Origin of the sequence: Pseudomonas sediminis, from assembly GCF_002741105.1 — a bacterium.
GTDB lineage: Bacteria > Pseudomonadota > Gammaproteobacteria > Pseudomonadales > Pseudomonadaceae > Aquipseudomonas > Aquipseudomonas sediminis.
Genome location: NZ_NIQU01000003.1, coordinates 470,155 through 490,085, shown reverse-complemented (window position 1 = coordinate 490,085; position 19,931 = coordinate 470,155). Strand labels below are relative to the sequence as shown.

Annotated in this window: 17 protein-coding genes and 3 tRNA genes; 13 read left to right on the top strand and 7 right to left on the bottom strand. The window is 62.5% G+C overall.

Translation table 11 applies throughout. From position 1 onward, the window contains the following. Positions 1 to 2 precede the first annotated feature (2 nt). The 4 genes from CDO35_RS10300 to CDO35_RS10285 all read right to left on the bottom strand — a co-directional run bounded on the left by CDO35_RS10300 (position 3) and on the right by CDO35_RS10285 (position 4,167). Complete coding sequence (locus tag CDO35_RS10300) at positions 3 to 797, bottom strand: gamma-carboxygeranoyl-CoA hydratase (protein ID WP_099524477.1); 795 nt, start codon at positions 795 to 797, stop codon at positions 3 to 5. Positions 798 to 890: 93 nt separating this feature from the next. Continuing rightward, the gene (locus CDO35_RS10295; RefSeq protein WP_099524475.1) at positions 891 to 2,498 is read right to left on the bottom strand and encodes a carboxyl transferase domain-containing protein; all 1,608 of its coding nucleotides are present in this window, start codon (positions 2,496 to 2,498) and stop codon (positions 891 to 893) included. Between the two features lie 89 nt (positions 2,499 to 2,587). Then, positions 2,588 to 3,751, bottom strand: a complete 1,164-nt coding sequence (locus tag CDO35_RS10290) for an isovaleryl-CoA dehydrogenase (RefSeq protein WP_099524473.1) — start codon at positions 3,749 to 3,751, stop codon at positions 2,588 to 2,590. 35 nt (positions 3,752 to 3,786) lie between these two features. Continuing rightward, positions 3,787 to 4,167, bottom strand: coding sequence for a MerR family transcriptional regulator (locus tag CDO35_RS10285; protein WP_059392556.1), 381 nt, complete (start codon positions 4,165 to 4,167; stop codon positions 3,787 to 3,789). A gap of 87 nt (positions 4,168 to 4,254) precedes the next feature. On the opposite strand from CDO35_RS10285, the gene CDO35_RS10280 reads away from it, so the two are divergent. The 3 genes from CDO35_RS10280 (at position 4,255) to CDO35_RS10270 (ending at position 7,587) form a co-directional block, all read left to right on the top strand. Further along, positions 4,255 to 5,022, top strand: coding sequence for a 3-hydroxyacyl-CoA dehydrogenase (locus CDO35_RS10280; RefSeq protein ID WP_099524471.1), 768 nt, complete (start codon positions 4,255 to 4,257; stop codon positions 5,020 to 5,022). Positions 5,023 to 5,170: 148 nt separating this feature from the next. Beyond that, complete coding sequence (locus CDO35_RS10275) at positions 5,171 to 6,361, top strand: acetyl-CoA C-acyltransferase (RefSeq protein WP_099524469.1); 1,191 nt, start codon at positions 5,171 to 5,173, stop codon at positions 6,359 to 6,361. A gap of 98 nt (positions 6,362 to 6,459) precedes the next feature. Beyond that, positions 6,460 to 7,587: an acyl-CoA dehydrogenase family protein gene (locus CDO35_RS10270; protein WP_099524468.1), complete on the top strand. Its 1,128-nt coding sequence runs from the start codon at positions 6,460 to 6,462 to the stop codon at positions 7,585 to 7,587. A 36-nt stretch (positions 7,588 to 7,623) separates the two neighbouring features. Here the strand turns inward: CDO35_RS10270 and blaPRC are convergent, their stop codons facing one another. Both blaPRC and CDO35_RS10260 read right to left on the bottom strand, forming a co-directional pair. Further along, positions 7,624 to 8,763, bottom strand: a complete 1,140-nt coding sequence (blaPRC, locus tag CDO35_RS10265) for a PRC family class C beta-lactamase (protein WP_099524465.1) — start codon at positions 8,761 to 8,763, stop codon at positions 7,624 to 7,626. Positions 8,764 to 8,857: 94 nt separating this feature from the next. Continuing rightward, positions 8,858 to 10,693 carry a sigma-54-dependent Fis family transcriptional regulator gene (locus CDO35_RS10260; RefSeq protein WP_099524464.1) on the bottom strand — a complete coding sequence of 612 codons (1,836 nt, stop codon included), beginning with the start codon at positions 10,691 to 10,693 and terminating at the stop codon, positions 8,858 to 8,860. 260 nt (positions 10,694 to 10,953) lie between these two features. On the opposite strand from CDO35_RS10260, the gene CDO35_RS10255 reads away from it, so the two are divergent. Genes CDO35_RS10255 through CDO35_RS10230 form a run of 6 tightly spaced genes read left to right on the top strand, consistent with a single transcriptional unit; the run spans position 10,954 to position 16,893 of the window. Beyond that, the gene (locus CDO35_RS10255) at positions 10,954 to 12,048 is read left to right on the top strand and encodes an ABC transporter ATP-binding protein (RefSeq protein ID WP_099524462.1); all 1,095 of its coding nucleotides are present in this window, start codon (positions 10,954 to 10,956) and stop codon (positions 12,046 to 12,048) included. Next, on the top strand, positions 12,048 to 13,145 hold the full coding sequence (locus CDO35_RS10250; protein WP_099524461.1) for an ABC transporter ATP-binding protein: 1,098 nt from the start codon (positions 12,048 to 12,050) through the stop codon (positions 13,143 to 13,145). The genes CDO35_RS10255 and CDO35_RS10250 overlap by 1 nt, the downstream gene beginning before the upstream one ends. Then, on the top strand, positions 13,142 to 14,005 hold the full coding sequence (locus CDO35_RS10245) for a carbohydrate ABC transporter permease (RefSeq protein WP_099524459.1): 864 nt from the start codon (positions 13,142 to 13,144) through the stop codon (positions 14,003 to 14,005). The genes CDO35_RS10250 and CDO35_RS10245 overlap by 4 nt, the downstream gene beginning before the upstream one ends. An 8-nt stretch (positions 14,006 to 14,013) precedes the next feature. Next, positions 14,014 to 14,814: a carbohydrate ABC transporter permease gene (locus CDO35_RS10240; RefSeq protein WP_013715270.1), complete on the top strand. Its 801-nt coding sequence runs from the start codon at positions 14,014 to 14,016 to the stop codon at positions 14,812 to 14,814. Between the two features lie 12 nt (positions 14,815 to 14,826). Further along, the gene (locus tag CDO35_RS10235) at positions 14,827 to 15,099 is read left to right on the top strand and encodes a DUF2160 domain-containing protein (RefSeq protein ID WP_013715271.1); all 273 of its coding nucleotides are present in this window, start codon (positions 14,827 to 14,829) and stop codon (positions 15,097 to 15,099) included. A gap of 51 nt (positions 15,100 to 15,150) precedes the next feature. Next, positions 15,151 to 16,893 carry an ABC transporter substrate-binding protein gene (locus CDO35_RS10230; protein WP_017360739.1) on the top strand — a complete coding sequence of 581 codons (1,743 nt, stop codon included), beginning with the start codon at positions 15,151 to 15,153 and terminating at the stop codon, positions 16,891 to 16,893. Positions 16,894 to 16,953: 60 nt separating this feature from the next. Here the strand turns inward: CDO35_RS10230 and folD are convergent, their stop codons facing one another. Next, entirely contained in the window at positions 16,954 to 17,808 is an 855-nt protein-coding gene (folD, locus tag CDO35_RS10225) for a bifunctional methylenetetrahydrofolate dehydrogenase/methenyltetrahydrofolate cyclohydrolase FolD (protein ID WP_003459914.1), read from the bottom strand. 269 nt (positions 17,809 to 18,077) lie between these two features. Here folD and CDO35_RS10220 point away from each other — a divergent pair. The 4 genes from CDO35_RS10220 (at position 18,078) to tig (ending at position 19,846) form a co-directional block, all read left to right on the top strand. Next, positions 18,078 to 18,154, top strand: a tRNA-Arg gene (locus CDO35_RS10220). 36 nt (positions 18,155 to 18,190) lie between these two features. After that, a tRNA-His gene (locus tag CDO35_RS10215) sits at positions 18,191 to 18,266 on the top strand. 56 nt (positions 18,267 to 18,322) lie between these two features. Then, a tRNA-Leu gene (locus CDO35_RS10210) sits at positions 18,323 to 18,407 on the top strand. Positions 18,408 to 18,535: 128 nt separating this feature from the next. Next, positions 18,536 to 19,846 (top strand): trigger factor, encoded by a 1,311-nt coding sequence (gene tig / locus CDO35_RS10205; RefSeq protein ID WP_099524457.1) that lies wholly within the window; start codon positions 18,536 to 18,538, stop codon positions 19,844 to 19,846. Positions 19,847 to 19,931 lie beyond the last annotated feature (85 nt).

The following is a 19,931-nucleotide window of genomic DNA, read 5'->3' as shown; positions in this document are numbered from 1 at the left end:
GGTCATTGCTCCTGCCAGGACGGTTGGCGTTTTTCCAAGAATGCGCGCAGGCCTTCCTGACCCTCGGCGCTGACGCGCAGGCGGGCGATGGCGTTCTCGGTGTAGCGGCGCAGGGCGGGGGTCAGCTCGCCGCTGCCGACTTCGCGCAGCAGATCCTTGCTGGCGCGCATGGCTTGCGGGCTGTTGTGCAGCAGATTGGCCACCCAGGCCTCGACCTGAGCATCCAGCTCAGCGACCGGGAAGCACTCGGCAAGCAGGCCCAGTTCGCGGGCACGTTTGCCGTCGAAGCGTTCGGCGGTGAGTGCGTAGCGCTTGGCCGCGCGTTCGCCAATGGCCTGCACGACAAAGGGGCTGATCACCGCCGGGGCCAGGCCGATGCGCACTTCGGATAGGGAAAACAGCGCGTCCTCGGCGCCGATGGCCATGTCGCAGCAACTGGCCAGGCCCACCGCACCGCCGAAGGCCGCGCCCTGGATAACGGCCAGGGTTGGGATCTTCAGGCCGTGCAGGTTGTACATCAGCTCGGCCAGTTCGCGGGCGTCGTTCAGGTTGGCGTTGTAATCCAGAGTGGCGGCGTGCTGCATCCAGGCCAGGTCGGCGCCGGCGGAGAAGTGCTTGCCACGGCCACGTAGCAGGAGGAAACGCAGGCTCTTGTCTTCACCGACAGCGTCGAGGGCGAGGATCAGCTCGCGGATCATCTCGGCGTTGAAGGCGTTGTTCTTCTCCGCGCGGTTCAGCCACAAGGTGGCGAAGCCGCGTGGATCTTTCTCAAGCTGTACGGTGGTGAAGTCGGTCATGGTGTCAGGCTCGAAATATGCGCTGGCTCTGGTGGGAGGGGCTTTAGCCGCGAGCTTTGCTGTGGCTGTCGCGGCTAAAGCCCCTCCCACGGATTACATACGGAACACGCCGAAACGGGTCGGCTCGATGGGGGCGTTGAGGCTGGCCGACAGGGCCAGGGCCAGTACCTCGCGGGTCTGCGCCGGGTCGATCACCCCGTCGTCCCACAGCCGGGCGCTGGAATAGAAGGCATGCGCCTGCTGCTCGTACTGCTCGACGATGGGCTGCTTGAGGCGTTGTTCCTCGTCGTCGCTGAAAGGCTGGCCGGCGCGAGCGGCCTGTTCGCGCTTGACCTGCACCAGTACGCCGGCAGCCTGCTGCGCACCCATCACGCCGATGCGCGCGTTGGGCCACATCCACAGAAAGCGCGGATCGTAGGCGCGGCCGCACATGCCGTAGTTGCCGGCGCCGAAGCTGCCGCCGATGATCACGGTGAGCTTGGGTACCTGGGCGCAGGCCACGGCGGTGACCAGCTTGGCGCCGTGCTTGGCGATGCCGCCTTCCTCGTACTTCTTGCCGACCATGAAGCCGGTGATGTTCTGCAGAAACAGCAGCGGAATTCCGCGTTGGCAGGCCAGTTCGACGAAGTGCGCGCCTTTCTGCGCGGCTTCAGCAAACAAGATGCCGTTGTTGGCCAGGATCGCCACCGGGTAGCCATTGATGCGAGCGAAACCACACACCAGGGTGGTGCCGAACAGTGCCTTGAATTCATCCAGTTGCGAGTCGTCGACGATACGCGCGATCACCTCGCGTACATCGAAGGGCTGTTTGGCATCGGCCGGGATCACCCCGTACAACTCCTCGGCCGGGTAGCGCGGGGCGATGGGCGCGCGGCTGTCGAGCTGGCCAAGCTTGCGCCAATTGAGGTTGGCAATGCAGCGCCGGGCCATGGCCAGAGCGTGTTCGTCGTCCTCGGCGTAGTGGTCGGCCACGCCGCTGGTCTTGCAGTGCACGTCGGCGCCCCCCAATTCTTCGGCTGTCACCACTTCGCCGGTAGCGGCCTTCACCAGCGGCGGGCCGGCGAGGAAGATGGTGGCCTGCTCGCGTACCATAATGGTCTCGTCGCTCATCGCCGGCACGTAGGCGCCTCCGGCGGTACAGGAACCCATCACCACGGCGATCTGCGGAATGCCCAGCGCGCTCATGTTGGCCTGGTTGAAGAAGATGCGACCGAAGTGTTCGCGATCCGGGAACACCTCGTCCTGACGCGGCAGGTTGGCGCCACCGGAGTCCACCAGGTATATGCACGGCAGGCGGTTCTCGCGGGCGATGGCCTGGGCACGCAGGTGCTTCTTCACTGTCAGCGGGTAGTAGCTGCCGCCCTTCACCGTGGCGTCGTTGGCCACGATCATGCACTCCACGCCTTCGACGCGGCCGATACCGGCGATCACCCCTGCGGCCGGTACATCCTCGCCGTAGACCTCATGGGCGGCTAGCTGGCCGATCTCGAGGAAGGGCGAGCCGGCATCGAGCAAGCGGTTGATGCGCTCACGTGGCAGCAGCTTGCCACGCGAGGTGTGGCGCTCCTGCGCCTTGGCGCCGCCACCTTCGTGGACGCGGGCGAGCAGGGCGCGCAGTTCGTCCACCTGGGCGAGCATGGCCGCCTGGTTGGTGGCGAACTCGGGGGAGCGGGTGTTGATCTGGGTATGCAGGATGGCCATCTGGGGCGCTCCGTTTCTGGCTACCGTCTGTAGGGTGCGCCGTGCGCACCGTGCCGTTGTCTGCGGTGCGCACGGCGCACCCTACGGTGTCATTTGGTCTCGTTGAACAGCTCGCGGCCGATCAGCATGCGTCGGATTTCACTGGTGCCGGCGCCGATCTCGTAGAGCTTGGCGTCACGTAGCAGGCGCCCGGCCGGGTACTCGTTGGTGTAACCGTTGCCGCCGAGCAACTGGATGGTGTCCAGGGCCATCCTGGTGGCCATCTCGGCGGTGTAGAGGATCACCGCAGCGGCGTCCTTGCGCGATTCTTCGCCGCGATCACAGGCCTTGGCGACGTTGTACAGGTAGGACTTGGAGGCGTTCATGCCGGCGTACATATCGGCCAGCTTGCCCTGCACCAGCTGGAATTCGCCGATCGACTGCTTGAACTGTTGGCGCTCGTGCACGTAGGGCAGCACCACGTCCGTGCAGGCGCTCATGATTCCGGTGGGGCCGCCGGAGAGCACGGTGCGCTCGTAGTCCAGTCCACTCATCAGCACGCGTACGCCACCGCCTTCGACGCCGAGGATATTCTCTTCCGGCACCTCACAATCCTCGAACACCAGTTCGCAGGTGTTGGAGCCGCGCATGCCGAGCTTGTCCAGCTTCTGGTGACGGGAGAAACCCTTGAAGTCGCGCTCGACGATGAACGCGGTCATGCCACGCGAGCCGGCGTTTATGTCGGTCTTGGCGTAGATCACGTAGGTGTGGGCGTCCGGGCCGTTGGTGATCCACATCTTGTTGCCGTTGAGCACGTAGTGGTCGCCGCGTTTTTCCGCGCGCAGCTTCATCGACACCACGTCGGAGCCGGCGTTGGGCTCGCTCATGGCCAGGGCGCCGATGTGCTCCCCGGAGCACAGCTTGGGCAAGTATTTGTGCTTCTGCGCCTCGCTGCCGTTCTTGTGTATCTGGTTGACGCACAGGTTCGAATGCGCGCCGTAGGACAGGCCGACCGAGGCCGAGGCGCGGCTGATTTCTTCCATGGCCAGCACATGCGCCAGGTAGCCCATGTCGGTGCCGCCGTACTCTTCCTTGACTGTCATGCCGAGCAGGCCCATGTCACCGAACTTGCGCCACATGTCCATGGGGAATTCGTTGTCACGGTCGATCTGTGCGGCGCGCGGCGCCAGCTCGTTCTGGGCGAACTGATGGACTGTGTCGCGCAGCATGTCGAGGGTTTCGCCGAGGCCGAAGTTGAGGGTGGGGTAGCTCATAGGGTCACCTGCGATTGTTCTTATAGTGGGGGCGGTTACGCGGTCGTTTCGGCCAAGGCAGCGAGACAGCGTTCCTCGGCGGTATCCAGTTCCAGCTGCATCTGCTGGATATCCAGCAACTGCTGTTCAAGCTGCAGGCGTCGCTCGGCGATCTTGCCCATGAAGGTCTCCAGCTGCTTGCGGCTGCCGGTTTCCGGGTCGTACAGCTCGATCAGCTCGCGGCATTCTGCCAGCGAGAAGCCGATGCGCTTGCCGCGCAGGATGAGTTTCAGTGTCACCTTGTCCTTGGCGCTGTAGATGCGCTCCTGGCCGCGCCGCTCCGGGGCGAGCATGCCTTGCTCCTCATAGAACCGGATGGCGCGTGTGGTGATGTCGAGCTCGCGAGCCAGATCGGAGATGGAGTAGGTGGTTGCCATGGTCATTGCTCGTTTACCTTTACGTTAACGTAAACCTGTGCAAATCTGCCTGTCAATCTCACTCCACAACAATCACAGAGGTTGAGCATGCGTATCGACGAATCCGTATTCCTGATCAGCGGCGGCGCCTCTGGTCTTGGCCTGGCCACCGCCCGCGAACTGGTCGGGCAGGGCGGCAAGGTGGTGCTGCTGGATATCAACGCAGAAGCAGGCCAGCAGGCCCTTGCAGAACTGGGCGCCAACGCCCGTTTCGTGCGTGCCGATATCACTCGCGAAAAGGATGGTCGCGCTGCAGTGGCGCAGGTTCCGGAGGCTTTCGGTGCTCTGCACGGGTTGGTCAATTGCGCCGGCGTGGCGCCAGCCGAGAAGGTACTGGGCCGCAACGGTGCTCATGGCCTGGACAGTTTCCGCCGTACCGTCGAGATCAATCTTATCGGCAGCTTCAATCTGTTGCGCCTGGCTGCCGAGGTTATGGCGCAGAACGCGCCGAACGCCGGTGGCGAGCGCGGGATCATCATCAATACCGCCTCGGTGGCGGCGTTCGATGGGCAGATGGGCCAAGCTGCCTATGCCGCGTCCAAGGGGGGCGTCGCGGCACTGACGCTGCCGGCGGCGCGTGATTTGGCGCGCTCCGGCATCCGCGTGATGTGCATTGCGCCGGGTGTGTTCGAGACCCCGATGATGGCCGGCATGCCACAGGCGGTGCGTGACTCGCTGGCGGCCAACGTGCCGTTCCCGCCGCGCTTGGGGCGGCCCGACGAATACGCCGCACTGGTGCGGCATATCGTCGAGAACACGATGCTCAACGGCGAGGTGATCCGCCTCGATGGCGCGCTGCGTATGGCAGCGAAATAGCGCGTTTTAGCTTTTGTAGGAGCGGTTGGGCGGCATTCCGCTTTAGCCGCGAAATAAATGATGCAGCCTTCGCGGCTGAAGCCGCTCCTACTGCCAGAACATGGCCCGGACGCGATCCGGGAATAACGCAGATCAGAAGGTGAAACTCATGAAGCAGCAACTCGACCCCGTCGTCATCGTCAGTGCAGTGCGCACGCCCATGGGCGGCTTCCTTGGTGATCTGGCCGGCCTTACGGCGGCCGAGCTGGGCGCCGCTGCCATCCGCTCGACCCTCGAGCGTGCCGGGCTCGCGGCTGAGGCAGTGGACACGGTACTGATGGGCTGCGTGTTGCAGGCTGGCCAGGGTCAGGCACCCGCGCGCCAGGCGGCGTTGGGCGCAGGGCTGAGCCAGGCCGCTCAATGCACCACGCTGAACAAGATGTGTGGCTCCGGTATGCAGGCACTGAGGCTTGGTCATGACCAGTTGCTCGCCGGCAGCGCCGATGTGCTGGTGGCCGGCGGCATGGAGAGCATGTCCAACGCGCCCTACCTCCTGGCGCGTGCCCGCAGTGGCTATCGCATGGGGCATGGCCAGGTGCTCGACCATATGTTCCTCGACGGTCTGGAGGACGCCTACGAGCGTGGTCGGTTGATGGGCACCTTCGCCGAGGATTGTGCGCAGCAGTATCGCTTCAGTCGTGAGGAGCAGGATGCCTATGCCCTGGAGTCGCTGCGTCGCGCCCAGCAGGCGATAACGGATGGCAGTTTCGCCAGCGAGATCGTCGCTGTGGAGGCGCCGCAGGGGCGTGAACGGCGTCAGGTCGGCACCGATGAGCAGCCGCCCAAGGCTCGCCCGGACAAGATTCCCGGCCTGAAGCCGGCGTTTCGCGAGGGGGGTACGGTGACGGCGGCCAATGCCAGTTCCATTTCCGATGGCGCCGCCGCGCTGCTGTTGATGCGCCTGTCCGAGGCTCAGGAACGCGGACTGAAACCACTGGCGCGCATCGTCGGCCATGCTGGCCACGCGCAGGCGCCGAATCTGTTCACCACCGCGCCAGTAGCTGCGATCCAGCGTCTGCTGGCGCGTATCGAATGGCCACTGGAGACGGTCGATCTGTTCGAAATCAACGAGGCGTTCGCCGTGGTGCCCATGGTGGCCATGCGTGAATTGGGCATCGACCACGCCAAGCTCAATGTAAACGGCGGCGCGTGCGCCCTGGGCCATCCCATTGGCGCCTCCGGCGCGCGCATCCTGGTGACCCTGTTGGCAGCGTTGCAGCAGCGTGGCCTAAAGCGCGGCCTGGCCTCCGTGTGCATTGGCGGCGGTGAGGCCACCGCTGTAGCCATCGAGTTGTATTGACTACCTATGTACTTGACTTGTGGGAGGGGCTTTAGCCGCGACAGTCGCCGCTGAAGCGCCTCCCACGGACTGATTGAATCGCACTACCGGAGCCAGCCATGCTGCCCAACGAAGAAGACATCCTTATCCGTGACATGGCCCGCCAGTTCGCTCAGGAGCGACTGAAACCCCTCGCCGCCGACTGGGACCGCGAGCATCGCTTTCCTGCCGAGGCCATCGCCGAAATGGGCCAGCTGGGTTTTATGGGCATGCTGGTGCCGCAGCAGTGGGGCGGCGCCGAAACCGGTCACCTGGCTTACGCCATGGCCCTGGAGGAGGTGGCAGCTGGCGATGGCGCCTGCTCCACCATCATGAGCGTGCACAACTCAGTGGGCTGCATGCCGATCCTGAAATACGGCAGTGATGCGCAGAAGCAGCGCTTTCTCCGCCCGCTGGCCGAGGGCAGCATGCTCGGTGCCTTCGCCCTGACCGAGCCGCAAGCCGGCTCCGATGCCAGCGACCTGCGCACCCGCGCGCGGCGCGATGGCGATCACTATGTGCTCAATGGTGCCAAACAGTTCATCACCTCCGGCAGCCACGCCGGCATGGTGATCGTCTTCGCCGTTACCGACCCGCAGGCGGGCAAGAAAGGCATCAGCGCCTTTATCGTGCCGACCGATACACCTGGATTCTCGGTAGTGCGCGTGGAGGACAAGCTCGGCCAGCATGCCTCCGACACCTGCCAGATCCAGTTCGACGAGGTGCGCATTCCGGCCGATCTACGCCTCGGTGAGGAGGGCGAGGGCTATCGCATCGCCCTGGCCAACCTCGAAGGTGGACGCATCGGCATTGCCGCGCAATCAGTGGGCATGGCGCGAGCCGCCTTCGAGGCCGCGCGTGACTACGCCCACGAGCGAGTGACCTTCGGCAAGCCGATCATCGAACACCAGGCAGTGGCCTTTCGCCTCGCTGATATGGCCACCCAGATCGCCGTGGCGCGGCAGATGGTGCATCACGCTGCCAGCCTGCGCGAAGCTGGGCAGCCGTGCCTGACCGAGGCGTCGATGGCCAAGCTATTCGCTTCGGAGATGGCCGAGCGCGTGTGCTCGGCAGCGATCCAGACGCTAGGCGGTTATGGCTACCTGACAGATTTTCCGGTCGAACGCATCTACCGCGACGTGCGCGTTTGCCAGATCTACGAAGGCACTAGCGATGTGCAGCGGATGGTGATCGCGCGTAGTTTCTGAGCGCAAGGTGCGCTTCCAAGCGCACCTATATCTTGTCTAGGGCTCGATGCTTTCGAGCAACTGCAGCGCTAGGCGCACGCGCTCGGCATTGGGGTAGTTGCGGTTGGCGAGTATCACCAGGCCGGTATCGCGTGCTGGAAGCAGCAGGATGTAAGCGCCGAAGCCATTGGTCGAGCCGGTCTTGTTCAGCAGCAGGTCGCCTTCGGCTGGCTTGGGCACACTGAAACGCGCCACGGTCTGCGGTTGCAGCGCCATTTCGGCGGAGTTGCCGGCCTGCAGTTTCTTCAGACTGATGGGGTATGCGTAGCGCTCCCAGCCCAGGGCCTGAGTCATGTCGCCGACCTGGTAGTAGCCGCGATGGGTCAAGCTGATCGCCTGGCGCAGTGGTGCGGGTAATTGATCCGGGTGCAGGTTGGCGTCGATGAAGCGCAGCATATCGGTGGCGCTGGATTTCAGCCCGTAGGCTTCGGCATCCAGCGCGCCGGGAGTCACGCGCACAGCCTTGTCGTCGCGGTAGCCCCAGGCATAGTGCTCCATCTGGTCGGTCGGTATACGGACGTAGCTTTCCTGCATGCCCAGTTGCGGCAGCAGATCCTTCTCCATCAACTGCTGAAACGGCTCGGCCAGGCTGGCGGCCGCCAGGTGGCCGAACAGGCCGATGCTGGGGTTGGAATAAAGCCGTTGCGTACCCGGCGGATACACCGCCTGCCAGTTGCGGTAGTAATCGAGCATCTGTCGTTCGTTGCTGACCGCGTCCGGGAATTGCAGCGGTAGGCCACCCGGGGTGTAGGTGGCCAGATCCAGCAGGCTGATGTGTTCGAACGCGGTGCCGCGCAGTTCGGGCAGATATTGGCTCGCGTTGTCGCTGAGATTCAGCGTGCCGCGGGCTTCGGCGTAGGCGCCGAGGGTGGCGGTGAAGAGTTTGCTTATCGAGCCCAGCTCGAACAGGGTGTGGCGATCCACCGCCTGGCCGCTTTCACGGGATGCCACGCCGTATTCGAAGAAATGCGACTGCCCCTTGTGGCTGATGGCAATGGCCATGCCGGGAATGGCATAGGTCTGCATCATCGACTTCGCCGCGGCGTCCACCTGTGTTTCCAGTGAAGGCGCTGCCTGCGTGTGGCTGGCGGCCAGCAGCGCCAAGGCGGCGAACAGGGGGCGGTACAGGTGGCGCATGCTGAGATCCTTTCGTGGCGGGACGACGCCAGCGCTACTCGAGGGCGAGTGCGGTGGCAAATGTATGGCTTGGGCCGATTCTTCGAGCAAAGGTTCAGGGCCGCACGCCTTGTTCGCGCAGGCGCTTGTACAGGGTATTGCGGCTCAGGCCAAGGTGGCGGGCCAGGTAGGAGATATTACCGCCGCACGCTTGGTACTGGCTGGCCAGGTCACCATCATCCGGCTCGCGATACGCGGGCAGGGGCGCCTCTGTCGGCAGATCGAGGAAGAAGTCATCCGGCAGGTGTTCGGCGCGGATGGGCTGGTCGTCGGCCATGGCCAGCGCCACGCGTAGCACGCTACTGAGCTGGCGCAGGTTGCCTGGCCATGGATGGTGCTGAAACAGCTCCAGCACCTCGCGGCTGATACCCGCACGTTGGCCAGGTTCACGGTGCTGCTCCCAGAGTTTCTGGAACAGCGCCTGCTTGTCACTGCGCTCACGCAGTGGCGGTAGTTCCAGATTCAGGCCGCTGATGCGGTAGTACAGGTCGGCGCGGAACTGGCCGCTGTCGACGTCCTGGCGCAGTGGGCGGTTGGTGGCCGATACCAGGCGCACGTCGACTGGATGCAGCTCACTGCTGCCCAATGGCTGTACGCAGCGCTCCTGCAACACGCGCAGCAGCCGCGCCTGCACACGCAGCGGCATGTCACCGATCTCATCGAGAAACAGGGTGCCCTTGTGCGCCTTGCGGATCAGCCCGACATGGCCTTTCTGGTTGGCGCCGGTAAAGGCGCCTTTCTCGTAGCCGAACAGTTCCGACTCCACCAGCTCCGCTGGAAGGGCCGCGCAGTTGACCGCGATGAAGGGTTGATCGGCGCGTGAGCTGGCGCGATGTAGCGCCCTGACGAAAACCTCCTTGCCGGCGCCGGTTTCGCCCTGCACCAGGATCGGAATGTCCTTTTCCAGCAGTCGCTCGGCCTGGCGGATGGCCTTGTCCATGTGTGCGTCACCCATGCTCAGTGCATGCAGATGAGGCTCTTGTGGCGTGCTCTGCGCAACCTGCGGTCGGAAGTCACGAGGCTGAATGGGGGCCGGTCGGGCAGGGCGGCGTACCCGTGCGTGAAAGCGAAAGTGGGTGCTAGTGCGCAGGCCGAATGGCTGGCCATCCGGCTGATTGAGCAACTGCTGTAGAGGCACGTCGAACAGTTGCTCGATGGCGCCGTAGGTCAGCGGCTGGCCGAGTAGGTTGTCGGCGCGGCGGTTGGCGGACACCACGTGGCCCTGTTCGTCGAACACCACCAGGCCGGCCCAGGGGCTGTCGAGGTTATCGAGGCTGGTATTGAAGCTGAGCAGGTGGTACTGGTCGGCGAACAGCTTGAGGATCAGGCGGTTCTCCACCGACTGGCTCATCATCTTGACCATGCCCAGGGTATGCGCGGGCGGCAGGTAGCTGTCGCTGGACACATCGAGCACGGCGATCATGCGCCGCTGTTCGTCGAAGATCGGCGAGGCCGAGCCGGTCATGAAACGGTTGGCCTTGAGGAAGTGTTCATCGTGCTGGATGTGCACGGCCTGGCCGCAACTGAGTGCGGTGCCGATGGCGTTGGTGCCGGTGTAACGCTCCAGCCAGCTGGCACCGGCGATGAATCCGGCGGCCTGGCGTGGTTCGATGAAGCGCTGGTCGCCCCAGGATTGCAGCAGTCGGCCCTGGTCGTCGGCGAGCATGATCAGGCAATTGGAGTTGGACAGGATGGTGCCGTAGTAGGGCAGCACTTCCTGGTGAGTGGTCTGCACCAGGGCCTGGCGGCTTTCCAGCAGCGCCGAAAGATCGCCTGGCGCCGGAGGATCGAAGCGGGGCACGCTCTGATGGGTCAGGCCGTAGTCACGGCAGCGCGACCAGGACTCCTGAATGATGGCGTCATGCGCCGGTGCGCGGGCAGCTTCTGTCATGGTGCGATCTCTTCTTGTTGGTTCGCGATCTGCGCCGCGATCGATCCAGTTTCGTTCAAGCCTGTTCAAAGTCAACGAACGAATTGTTCAGTTGTTCACATTCGACTGTTCAAAAGTGTTCAGTAGAAAACCTTCGCTGCACCGTTCTTTGGCGGCTTTTTCGATTCTGATCAACGAGATGCGTTGTTTTTTGTGGGGCTGGCACGCTTGTCGCTATCGATGTTCGCAATCGAATGGCACGACAAGAAAAAGGACAGGCCATGTCGCTCAAGCTCGAACACGTCACCCGTATCGTCGACGGCCAGGTGCATATCGACGATGCCTGCCTCAGTTTCGAACCCGGCTCCTTCAACGTTCTGCTCGGCCGTACGCTGGCCGGCAAGACCAGCCTGATGCGCCTGATGGCCGGGCTGGATCGGCCCAATAGCGGCCGCGTGCTGATGAACGGCGCCGATGTCACCGGCGTGCCGGTGCGCCAGCGCAACGTGTCGATGGTCTATCAGCAGTTCATCAACTACCCGACTTTGACGGTGTTCGAGAACATCGCCTCGCCACTGCGTCAGGCCGGCGTGGACAAGGAGCAGATCATCGAGAAGGTCGAGGCCACGGCGCGCATGCTGCGCATCGAGAAACTGCTGTCGCGTTATCCGCTGGAGCTGTCCGGCGGCCAGCAGCAGCGCACGGCCATGGCGCGGGCGCTGGTCAAGGATGCTTCGCTGATCCTCTTCGATGAGCCGCTGGTCAACCTCGACTACAAGCTGCGTGAGGAGCTGCGCCAGGAGATGCGCGAGCTGTTCCAGGCGCGCCATACCATCGCCATCTACGCCACTACCGAGCCCAACGAGGCACTGGCCCTGGGTGGCACCACCACCATCCTGCATGAGGGGCGGGTGGTGCAGAGCGGCAAGACCGCCGAGGTCTACCACCGTCCGCAGCAGGTGCTGGCTGCCGAGCTGTTCTCGGAGCCCGCGATCAACCTGATGCCGGGGCGTATCAGCGGCTCCGAGGTAAGCTTCGCCGACTGCGTGCATTTTCCGCTCAATCCCGATCTGCGCGGCATCGCCGAGGGCGAGTACCGTTTTGGCGTACGCCCCAGCCATATCGGTTTGGTGCCGTCCAACGACGATGATCTGGAGCTGGCGGTAACCGTGGAACTGGCCGAGATCAGCGGTTCGGAAACCTTCCTGCATGTGCGCAACGAGCAGTTCGTGCTGGTGCTGCACCTGCCGGGCGTGCATGAGTATGCGGTGGACACGCCGATCCTGATCTACATCCCGACCCACAAGCTGTTCGTCTTCGCTGCCGATGGGCAGTTGGTGCAGGCGCCCAGTCGTCGTCAGGGGAGGGCCGCCTGATGGCCGAGATTCGCTTGCACAACCTCGCGCATAGCTACAGCGGCACGCCGAAAGCGCCGGAAGATTACGCAATCCGCGAGATGAATCATATCTGGCAGCAGGGCGGCGCCTATGCGCTGCTGGGGCCGTCGGGCTGCGGCAAGTCCACCTTGCTCAACATCATCTCCGGCCTGCTCAGCCCGTCCCAGGGCGAGGTGCAGTTCGACGGCAAGGCGGTCAACAGGCTGTCGCCGCAGGAGCGAAACATCGCCCAGGTTTTCCAGTTCCCGGTGGTCTACGACACCATGACGGTGTTCGACAACCTGGCCTTTCCGCTGCGCAACCAGGGCATGGACGAGGCGCGGGTGATGAGCAAAGTGCATGAGATTGCCGAGGTGCTGGAGCTGCATCCGCTGCTGCACAAGAAGGCGCGCAACCTCACCGCCGACGAGAAGCAGAAGGTGTCCATGGGCCGTGGCCTGGTGCGCGACGACGTGTCGGCAATTCTCTTCGACGAGCCGCTGACGGTGATCGACCCACACCTGAAGTGGAAGCTGCGGCGCAAGCTCAAGCAGATCCACGAACAGTTCAACATCACCATGGTCTACGTCACCCACGACCAGTTGGAGGCTTCCACCTTCGCCGACAAGATCGCAGTGATGTACGGCGGGCAGATCGTCCAGTTCGGCACCCCGCGCGAGTTGTTCGAGCGCCCCGGCCATACCTTCGTCGGCTATTTCATCGGCAGCCCGGGCATGAACCTGATTGACGTGCAGCGCTGCGAGGGCGGGGTGCGCTTCGCTGATACGGTGCTGCCGCTTCCTGACGCGCTCAACCAGCGCCTGGCCGAACTGGATGGCAAGCGTCTGCAGGTGGGCATTCGTCCCGAGTTCGTCCACGTCTGGGACGGCGCCTATGAAGATGCGCTATGCGCCCGCGTGCTGCACGTCGAGGATCTCGGCACTTACAAGATCCTCACCTTCGACCTTGATGGCCAGGTGCTCAAGGCGCGTTTGCAGGAGGATCAGCTCGTGCCGCGCGAGCAGGTCTACCTGAGCTTTCCGGCGCAGTGGCTGATGCTCTACGCCGACGACTACCTTGTGGAGGTGGCGCCATGAAGGTGCAGAACAACAAGGCCTGGTGGCTGGTGCTGCCGGTATTTCTGCTGGTGGCGTTCAGCGCCATCGTGCCGATGATGACGGTGGTCAACTACTCGGTGCAGGACATCTTCGACCCGGCCACGCGCTACTTCGTCGGCGTCGACTGGTACCGCCAGGTGCTGCAGGACCCGCGCCTGCATGACTCGCTGCTGCGCCAGTTCATCTTCTCCGCCTGCGTGTTGCTGATCGAGATTCCGCTGGGCATCGCCATCGCACTGTGCATGCCGACGCGTGGACGCTGGGCTTCGCTGTGCCTGATCCTGATGGCCATTCCGTTGCTGATCCCATGGAACGTGGTGGGCACCATCTGGCAGATCTTCGGTCGCGCCGATATCGGCCTGATGGGCTGGGCGCTGAACAGTCTGGGGATCAGCTACAACTATGCGGCCAACACCATGGATGCCTGGGTGACCGTGCTGATCATGGACGTCTGGCACTGGACCTCGCTGGTGGCGCTGCTGTGCTACTCGGGGCTGCGTGCCATTCCCGACGTCTATTACCAGGCCGCGCGCATCGACCGCGCCTCTAACTGGGCGGTGTTTCGCCATATCCAGTTGCCCAAGCTCAAGAGCGTGCTGCTGATCGCGGTGATGCTGCGCTTCATGGACAGCTTCATGATCTACACCGAGCCCTTCGTGCTCACCGGTGGCGGGCCGGGCAACGCCACTACCTTCCTCAGCCAGACCCTGACGCAAATGGCTGTCGGCCAGTTCGACCTGGGCCCGGCGGCGGCGTTCTCGCTGGTGTACTTCCTGATCATCCTGCTGGTGTCCTGGCTGTTCTATACCGCCATGACCCACGACGACAAAAACCGCTGAGGCCGACCATGACGCTGCGCAAACGCCTGGTACTGCTGATCTACTTTCTGTTCCTGCTGGTGCCGATCTACTGGCTGCTGAACATGTCGTTCAAGAGCAATACCGAAATTCTCGGCGGGCTCAGCCTTTGGCCGCAGAATTTCACCCTGGACAACTATCGGGTGATCTTCACCGACCGCAGCTGGTACGAGGGCTATCTCAACTCGCTGTACTACGTCAGCCTCAATACCCTGATTTCGCTGAGCGTGGCGCTGCCAGCGGCATACGCTTTCTCGCGCTATCGCTTTCTCGGTGACAAGCACCTGTTCTTCTGGCTGCTGACCAACCGCATGGCGCCGCCCGCGGTGTTCCTGCTGCCGTTCTTTCAGCTGTATTCGTCCATCGGACTGTTCGACACCCATATCGCCGTGGCGCTGGCGCACTGCCTGTTCAACGTGCCGCTGGCGGTGTGGATCCTCGAAGGCTTCATGTCCAGCGTGCCCAAGGAAATCGACGAGACGGCCTATATCGACGGCTACAGCTTCCCGAAATTCTTCGTGAAGATCTTCATTCCGCTGATCCGCTCCGGTATCGGCGTCACCGCCTTCTTCTGCTTCATGTTTTCCTGGGTCGAGCTTCTGCTGGCGCGCACCCTGACCTCGGTGGACGCCAAACCCATCGCGGCGGTGATGACCCGTACCGTGTCGGCCTCGGGTATCGACTGGGGCGTGCTCGCCGCTGCCGGGGTGCTGACCATCATCCCCGGGATGCTGGTGATCTGGTTCGTTCGCAACCACGTGGCCAAGGGCTTCGCCCTCGGTCGCGTGTAAGGGAGGTTCATCATGAGCTGGATGGCCTGGACTCTGCCGACCGCGCTGTTCTTCGGCTGCATCGCCGTGCTGCTGGCCGGCATGACGCTGGTCGAGCTGCGCTGGCCGTGCGTCGAGCGCAAGGGTTTTCTGCCGATCACCACCACCCGGGGTGATCGGCTGTTTATCGGTCTGCTCGGCAGCGCCTACCTGCATCTGCTGGTAATCGGCGTGACCGACTGGAGCGTGTGGATAGCGTCGCTGCTATCACTGTTGTGGTTGTGCGCAGTCATGCGCTGGGGCTAAGCCGGGCTGCCGCCGGTATGCCTCTCCCCATATCCTGAGATGGAGGTCTCTATGTTCGACAATAACAACAAGACCCGACATAGCATGGCGTTGGCCGCCTTGCTGGCGTTGTCCGGTTTGAGCGGTGCGGCCTGGGCGGATGCCTATGAAGAGGCCGCGAAGAAATGGATAGCCGATGAGTTCAACCCCTCGACCCTGACCCCGGAGCAGCAGCTCGAGGAGCTGAAATGGTTCATCAAGGCTGCCGAGCCGTTTCGTGGCATGAACATCAATGTCGCCTCGGAAACCCTGACCACCCATGAATACGAGTCCAAGGTCCTAGCGAAGGCCTTCAGTGAAATCACCGGCATCAAACTCAAGCACGACCTTATGCAGGAAGGCGATGTGGTCGAGAAACTGCAGACGCAGATGCAGTCCGGCAAGAATATCTACGACGGCTGGGTCAACGACTCGGACCTGATCGGTACCCACTTCCGCTATGGCAAGGCGGTCTCGATCACCGACATGATGGCTAACGAGGGTAAGGATTTCACCTCGCCGACTCTCGATCTTGACGACTTCATCGGCCTGTCCTTCACCACCGGGCCAGACGGCAAGGTTTATCAGTTACCCGATCAACAGTTTGCCAACCTCTACTGGTTCCGCGCCGACTGGTTCGAGCGTCCGGAGCTGAAGGCCAAGTTCAAGGAAATCTACGGCTACGAGCTGGGCGTGCCGGTGAACTGGTCAGCCTATGAGGATATTGCTGAATTCTTCTCGGTACACGTCAAGGAAATCGATGGTAAGCGCGTCTATGGCCATATGGACTACGGCAAGAAAGATCCGTCGCTGGGCTGGCGTTTCACCGACGCCTGGTTCTCCATGGCTGGCGGTGGCGACAAGGGGCTGCCCAACGGCCTGCCGGTGGACGAGTGGGGCATTCGCGTCGACGGCTGCCGCCCGGTAGGTTCCAGTGTCGCCCGCGGTGGTGATACCAACGGGCCGGCGGCGGTGTTCGCCACGCAGAAGTACGTCGATTGGATGCGCCAGTACGCGCCGCCGGAAGCGCAGGGCATGACCTTCTCCGAATCCGGCCCGGTGCCGGCGCAGGGTGCCATCGCTCAGCAGATCTTCTGGTACACCGCCTTTACCGCCGATATGACCAAGCCAGGCCTGCCGGTGGTCAACGACGATGGCACGCCGAAATGGCGTATGGCGCCGTCGCCCAAGGGCCCGTATTGGGAGGAGGGCATGAAGCTCGGTTATCAGGACACCGGCTCCTGGACCTTCCTCAACTCCACGCCGGAGAAGCAGCGCCTGGCCGCCTGGCTCTATGCGCAGTTCGTCACCTCCAAAACCGTCTCGCTGAAAAAGACCCTGGTCGGCCTGACGCCGATTCGTGAGTCGGACATCAACTCGCAGGCGATGACGGACGTTGCGCCCAAGCTGGGTGGTCTGGTGGAGTTCTACCGCAGTCCGGCACGTGTGCAATGGACGCCGACCGGCACCAATGTGCCGGACTATCCGCGTCTGGCTCAGCTCTGGTGGCAGTTCATCGCCGAGGCCGCCAGCGGTGACAAAACGCCGCAACAGGCGCTCGATGGCCTGGCGGCTGCGCAAGACACCATGCTCGGTCGTCTGGAGCGCTCCGGTGTGCTGGGCGAGTGCGGGCCGAAGCTGAACGAGCCGCGTGATCCGCAGTACTGGTTCGACCAGCCGGGTGCACCGAAGCCCAAGCTGGCCAACGAGAAGCCCAAAGGTGAAACCATCGCCTACGACGAGTTGCTCAAGTCCTGGGAGCAGGCGCGTAACTGATCCAAGTGGCAGAAACGACAACGGCACCCTCGGGTGCCGTTGTTCGTTATGCAGCGCTACTTATTTATGCAGGTGTTCGGCTGCGTGCAGGGTGTTCTCCAACAGTCCGGCGCGAGTCATCGGGCCAACGCCGCCCGGAACCGGAGTGATCCAGCCAGCGCGGGGAAGGGCGGCATCAAAGGTCACGTCGCCGACCAGCTTGCCGTCTTCCTGGCGGTTGATGCCGACGTCGATGACGATGGCGCCTGGCTTGATCCACTCACCCTTGACCAGTCCCGGCTTGCCGGCAGCGACCACGACGATGTCGGCCTGGCCTACATGGCCGGCCAGATCCTTGGTGAAACGGTGAGTGACGGTGACGGTGCAACCGGCCAGCAACAGCTCCATGGCCATAGGGCGGCCAACAATATTGGAAGCGCCGACTACCACCGCATGCATGCCGTACAGATCGGCCCCGGTGCTTTCCAGCAGGGTCATGATGCCTTTGGGGGTGCAGGGGCGCAGCAGCGGCATGCGCTGTGCCAAACGGCCAATGTTGTAGGGATGGAAGCCGTCCACATCCTTGTCCGGACGAATGCGTTCGAGCAGCAGGGAAGAGTCGAGATTCTCCGGCAGCGGCAGCTGTACCAGGATGCCGTCGATGGTCGGGTCTTCATTGAGCTCGTCGATCAGCGCGAGCAGATCGGCCTGGCTGGTCTCTGCCGGCAGGTCATAGGCACGGGATAAGAAACCGACTTCTTCGCAATCCTTGCGTTTATGTGACACATAGACCTGGGAGGCAGGATCGGTGCCGACCAGGATCACGGCCAGGCCTGGCGCACGAAGGCCTTGCTGGCGGCGTTCGGCGACACGTTGGGCAATCTGCTGGCGGAGGCTGGCGGCGATCGCCTTGCCGTCGATCAGTTGTGCGGTCATTGCGCTGGTTAACCATTAATAAGGATGAAAAAAGGACGCGCATTCTCGCATGGGCGCTCACCCGGGCAAAGGCGCCTGCCGTCGTTTTCGCGTAACTCCTTTAAATCGCTGAATTTTTTTGAAAATTTCTGTTGACGAGGTTGGGGCGCGTCTATAACATTCGCCCCGCTTCTCAGGAACAGCCACTCGCTGGGTGAGGCGGCAAGAGCCAAACCCTGGTGGTGAGGTTGGAGCCAAAAGCTTGTAAGTCTGCGCTAGCGGATGGATAAGTGCCCGTAGCTCAGCTGGATAGAGCATCCGCCTTCTAAGCGGATGGTCGCAGGTTCGAGTCCTGCCGGGTGCGCCATTTGGCGGTCAGGCAAGAGTAAGCAAATGCAATATGGTGGGCGTAGCTCAGTTGGTAGAGCACAGGATTGTGGCTCCTGGTGTCGTGGGTTCGATTCCCATCGTCCACCCCATATTCCAAAGCGCCAGGCCGAAAGCCTGGCGTTTTTGTTTTAAGCTGCAAAGCCACGCGGACGTGGTGGAATTGGTAGACACACCAGATTTAGGTTCTGGCGCCGCAAGGTGTGAGAGTTCGAGTCTCTCCGTCCGCACCATCTTTATATAGCCCCTCCCGACTGCCGCCTGCTTCTAGGGTGACTTCTGCACATTGACCCTCTAGAATGCTTGGCCTTGATTCGGGGCCGGTTCGAGCCGGCTTATGTCTGTGCAACGAGGAATATCCATGCAAGTTTCTGTTGAAAGCACTTCTGCTCTTGAGCGCCGCATGACTGTCGGCGTACCCGTCGAGCGCATCGAGACCGAAGTCAACAAGCGTCTGCAGCAGACTGCCCGTCGTGCCAAGGTTCCTGGCTTCCGTCCTGGCAAGGTGCCGATGAGCGTGATCCGTCAGCGTTATGAAGACGCTGCTCGTCAGGAAGCTCTGGGCGACCTGATCCAGGCTACCTTCTACGAAGCCGTGGTTGAGCAGAAGCTGAATCCGGCCGGTGCTCCGGCTGTTGAGCCCAAGTCCTTCGAGAAGGGCAAGGATCTGGAATACGTCGCTACTTTTGAAGTATTCCCCGAGTTTCAGGTTTCCGGTTTCGATTCCATCGCCATCGAGCGCCTCGAAGCTGATGTGGCTGACAGCGACGTCGACAACATGCTCGACATCCTGCGCAAGCAGAACACCCGCTTCGAAGCTGTTGAGCGTGCTGCCGAGAATGGCGACCAGCTGAACATCGACTTCGTTGGCAAGATCGACGGCGAAGCCTTCGCTGGTGGTAGCGCCAAGGGCACTCAACTGGTGCTGGGCTCCGGCCGCATGATCCCGGGCTTCGAAGACGCCCTGGTCGGCGCCAAGGCTGGTGAAGAGCGCGTGATCAACCCGACCTTCCCCGAGGACTACCAGAACCTCGATCTGGCCGGCAAAACCGCCGAGTTCACCGTTACCGTGAACAGCGTTTCCGCTCCGCAACTGCCTGAGCTGAACGACGAATTCTTCGCTCTGTTCGGTATCAAGGAAGGCGGTCTGGAAGGTTTCCGTGCCGAAGTCCGCAAGAACATGGAGCGCGAGCTGCGTCAGGCCATCAAGTCCAAGGTCAAGAACCAGGTAATGGACGGCCTGCTGGCTGCCAACCCGGTTGAAGTGCCGAAGGCGCTGATCGGTAACGAAGTAAACCGTCTGCGCGTGCAGGCCGTTCAGCAGTTCGGTGGCAACATCCAGCCTGACCAGCTGCCGGCCGAGCTGTTCGAAGAGCAAGCCAAGCGCCGTGTGGTGCTGGGTCTGATCGTCGCTGAAGTGGTCAAGCAGTTCGACCTGAAGCCTGACGAAGCCCGCGTACGCGAACTGATCGAAGAAATGGCCTCGGCTTACCAAGAGCCTGAGCAGGTCGTTGCCTGGTACTACAAGAACGACCAGCAAATGAACGAAGTGCGTTCGGTTGTACTGGAAGAGCAAGTTGTAGATACTGTTCTGCAGAAGGCCAACGTGACCGATAAAGCGGTTTCCTACGAAGACGCAGTCAAGCCGGCGGAAGCTCCTAAAGCCGACTGATCTGGTAACCTCGTTCGAGTACACCACCATAAGCCAGCCTCCGTGCTGGCTTATGCGTATTTGAGACATGACTATTAGGGAGTGA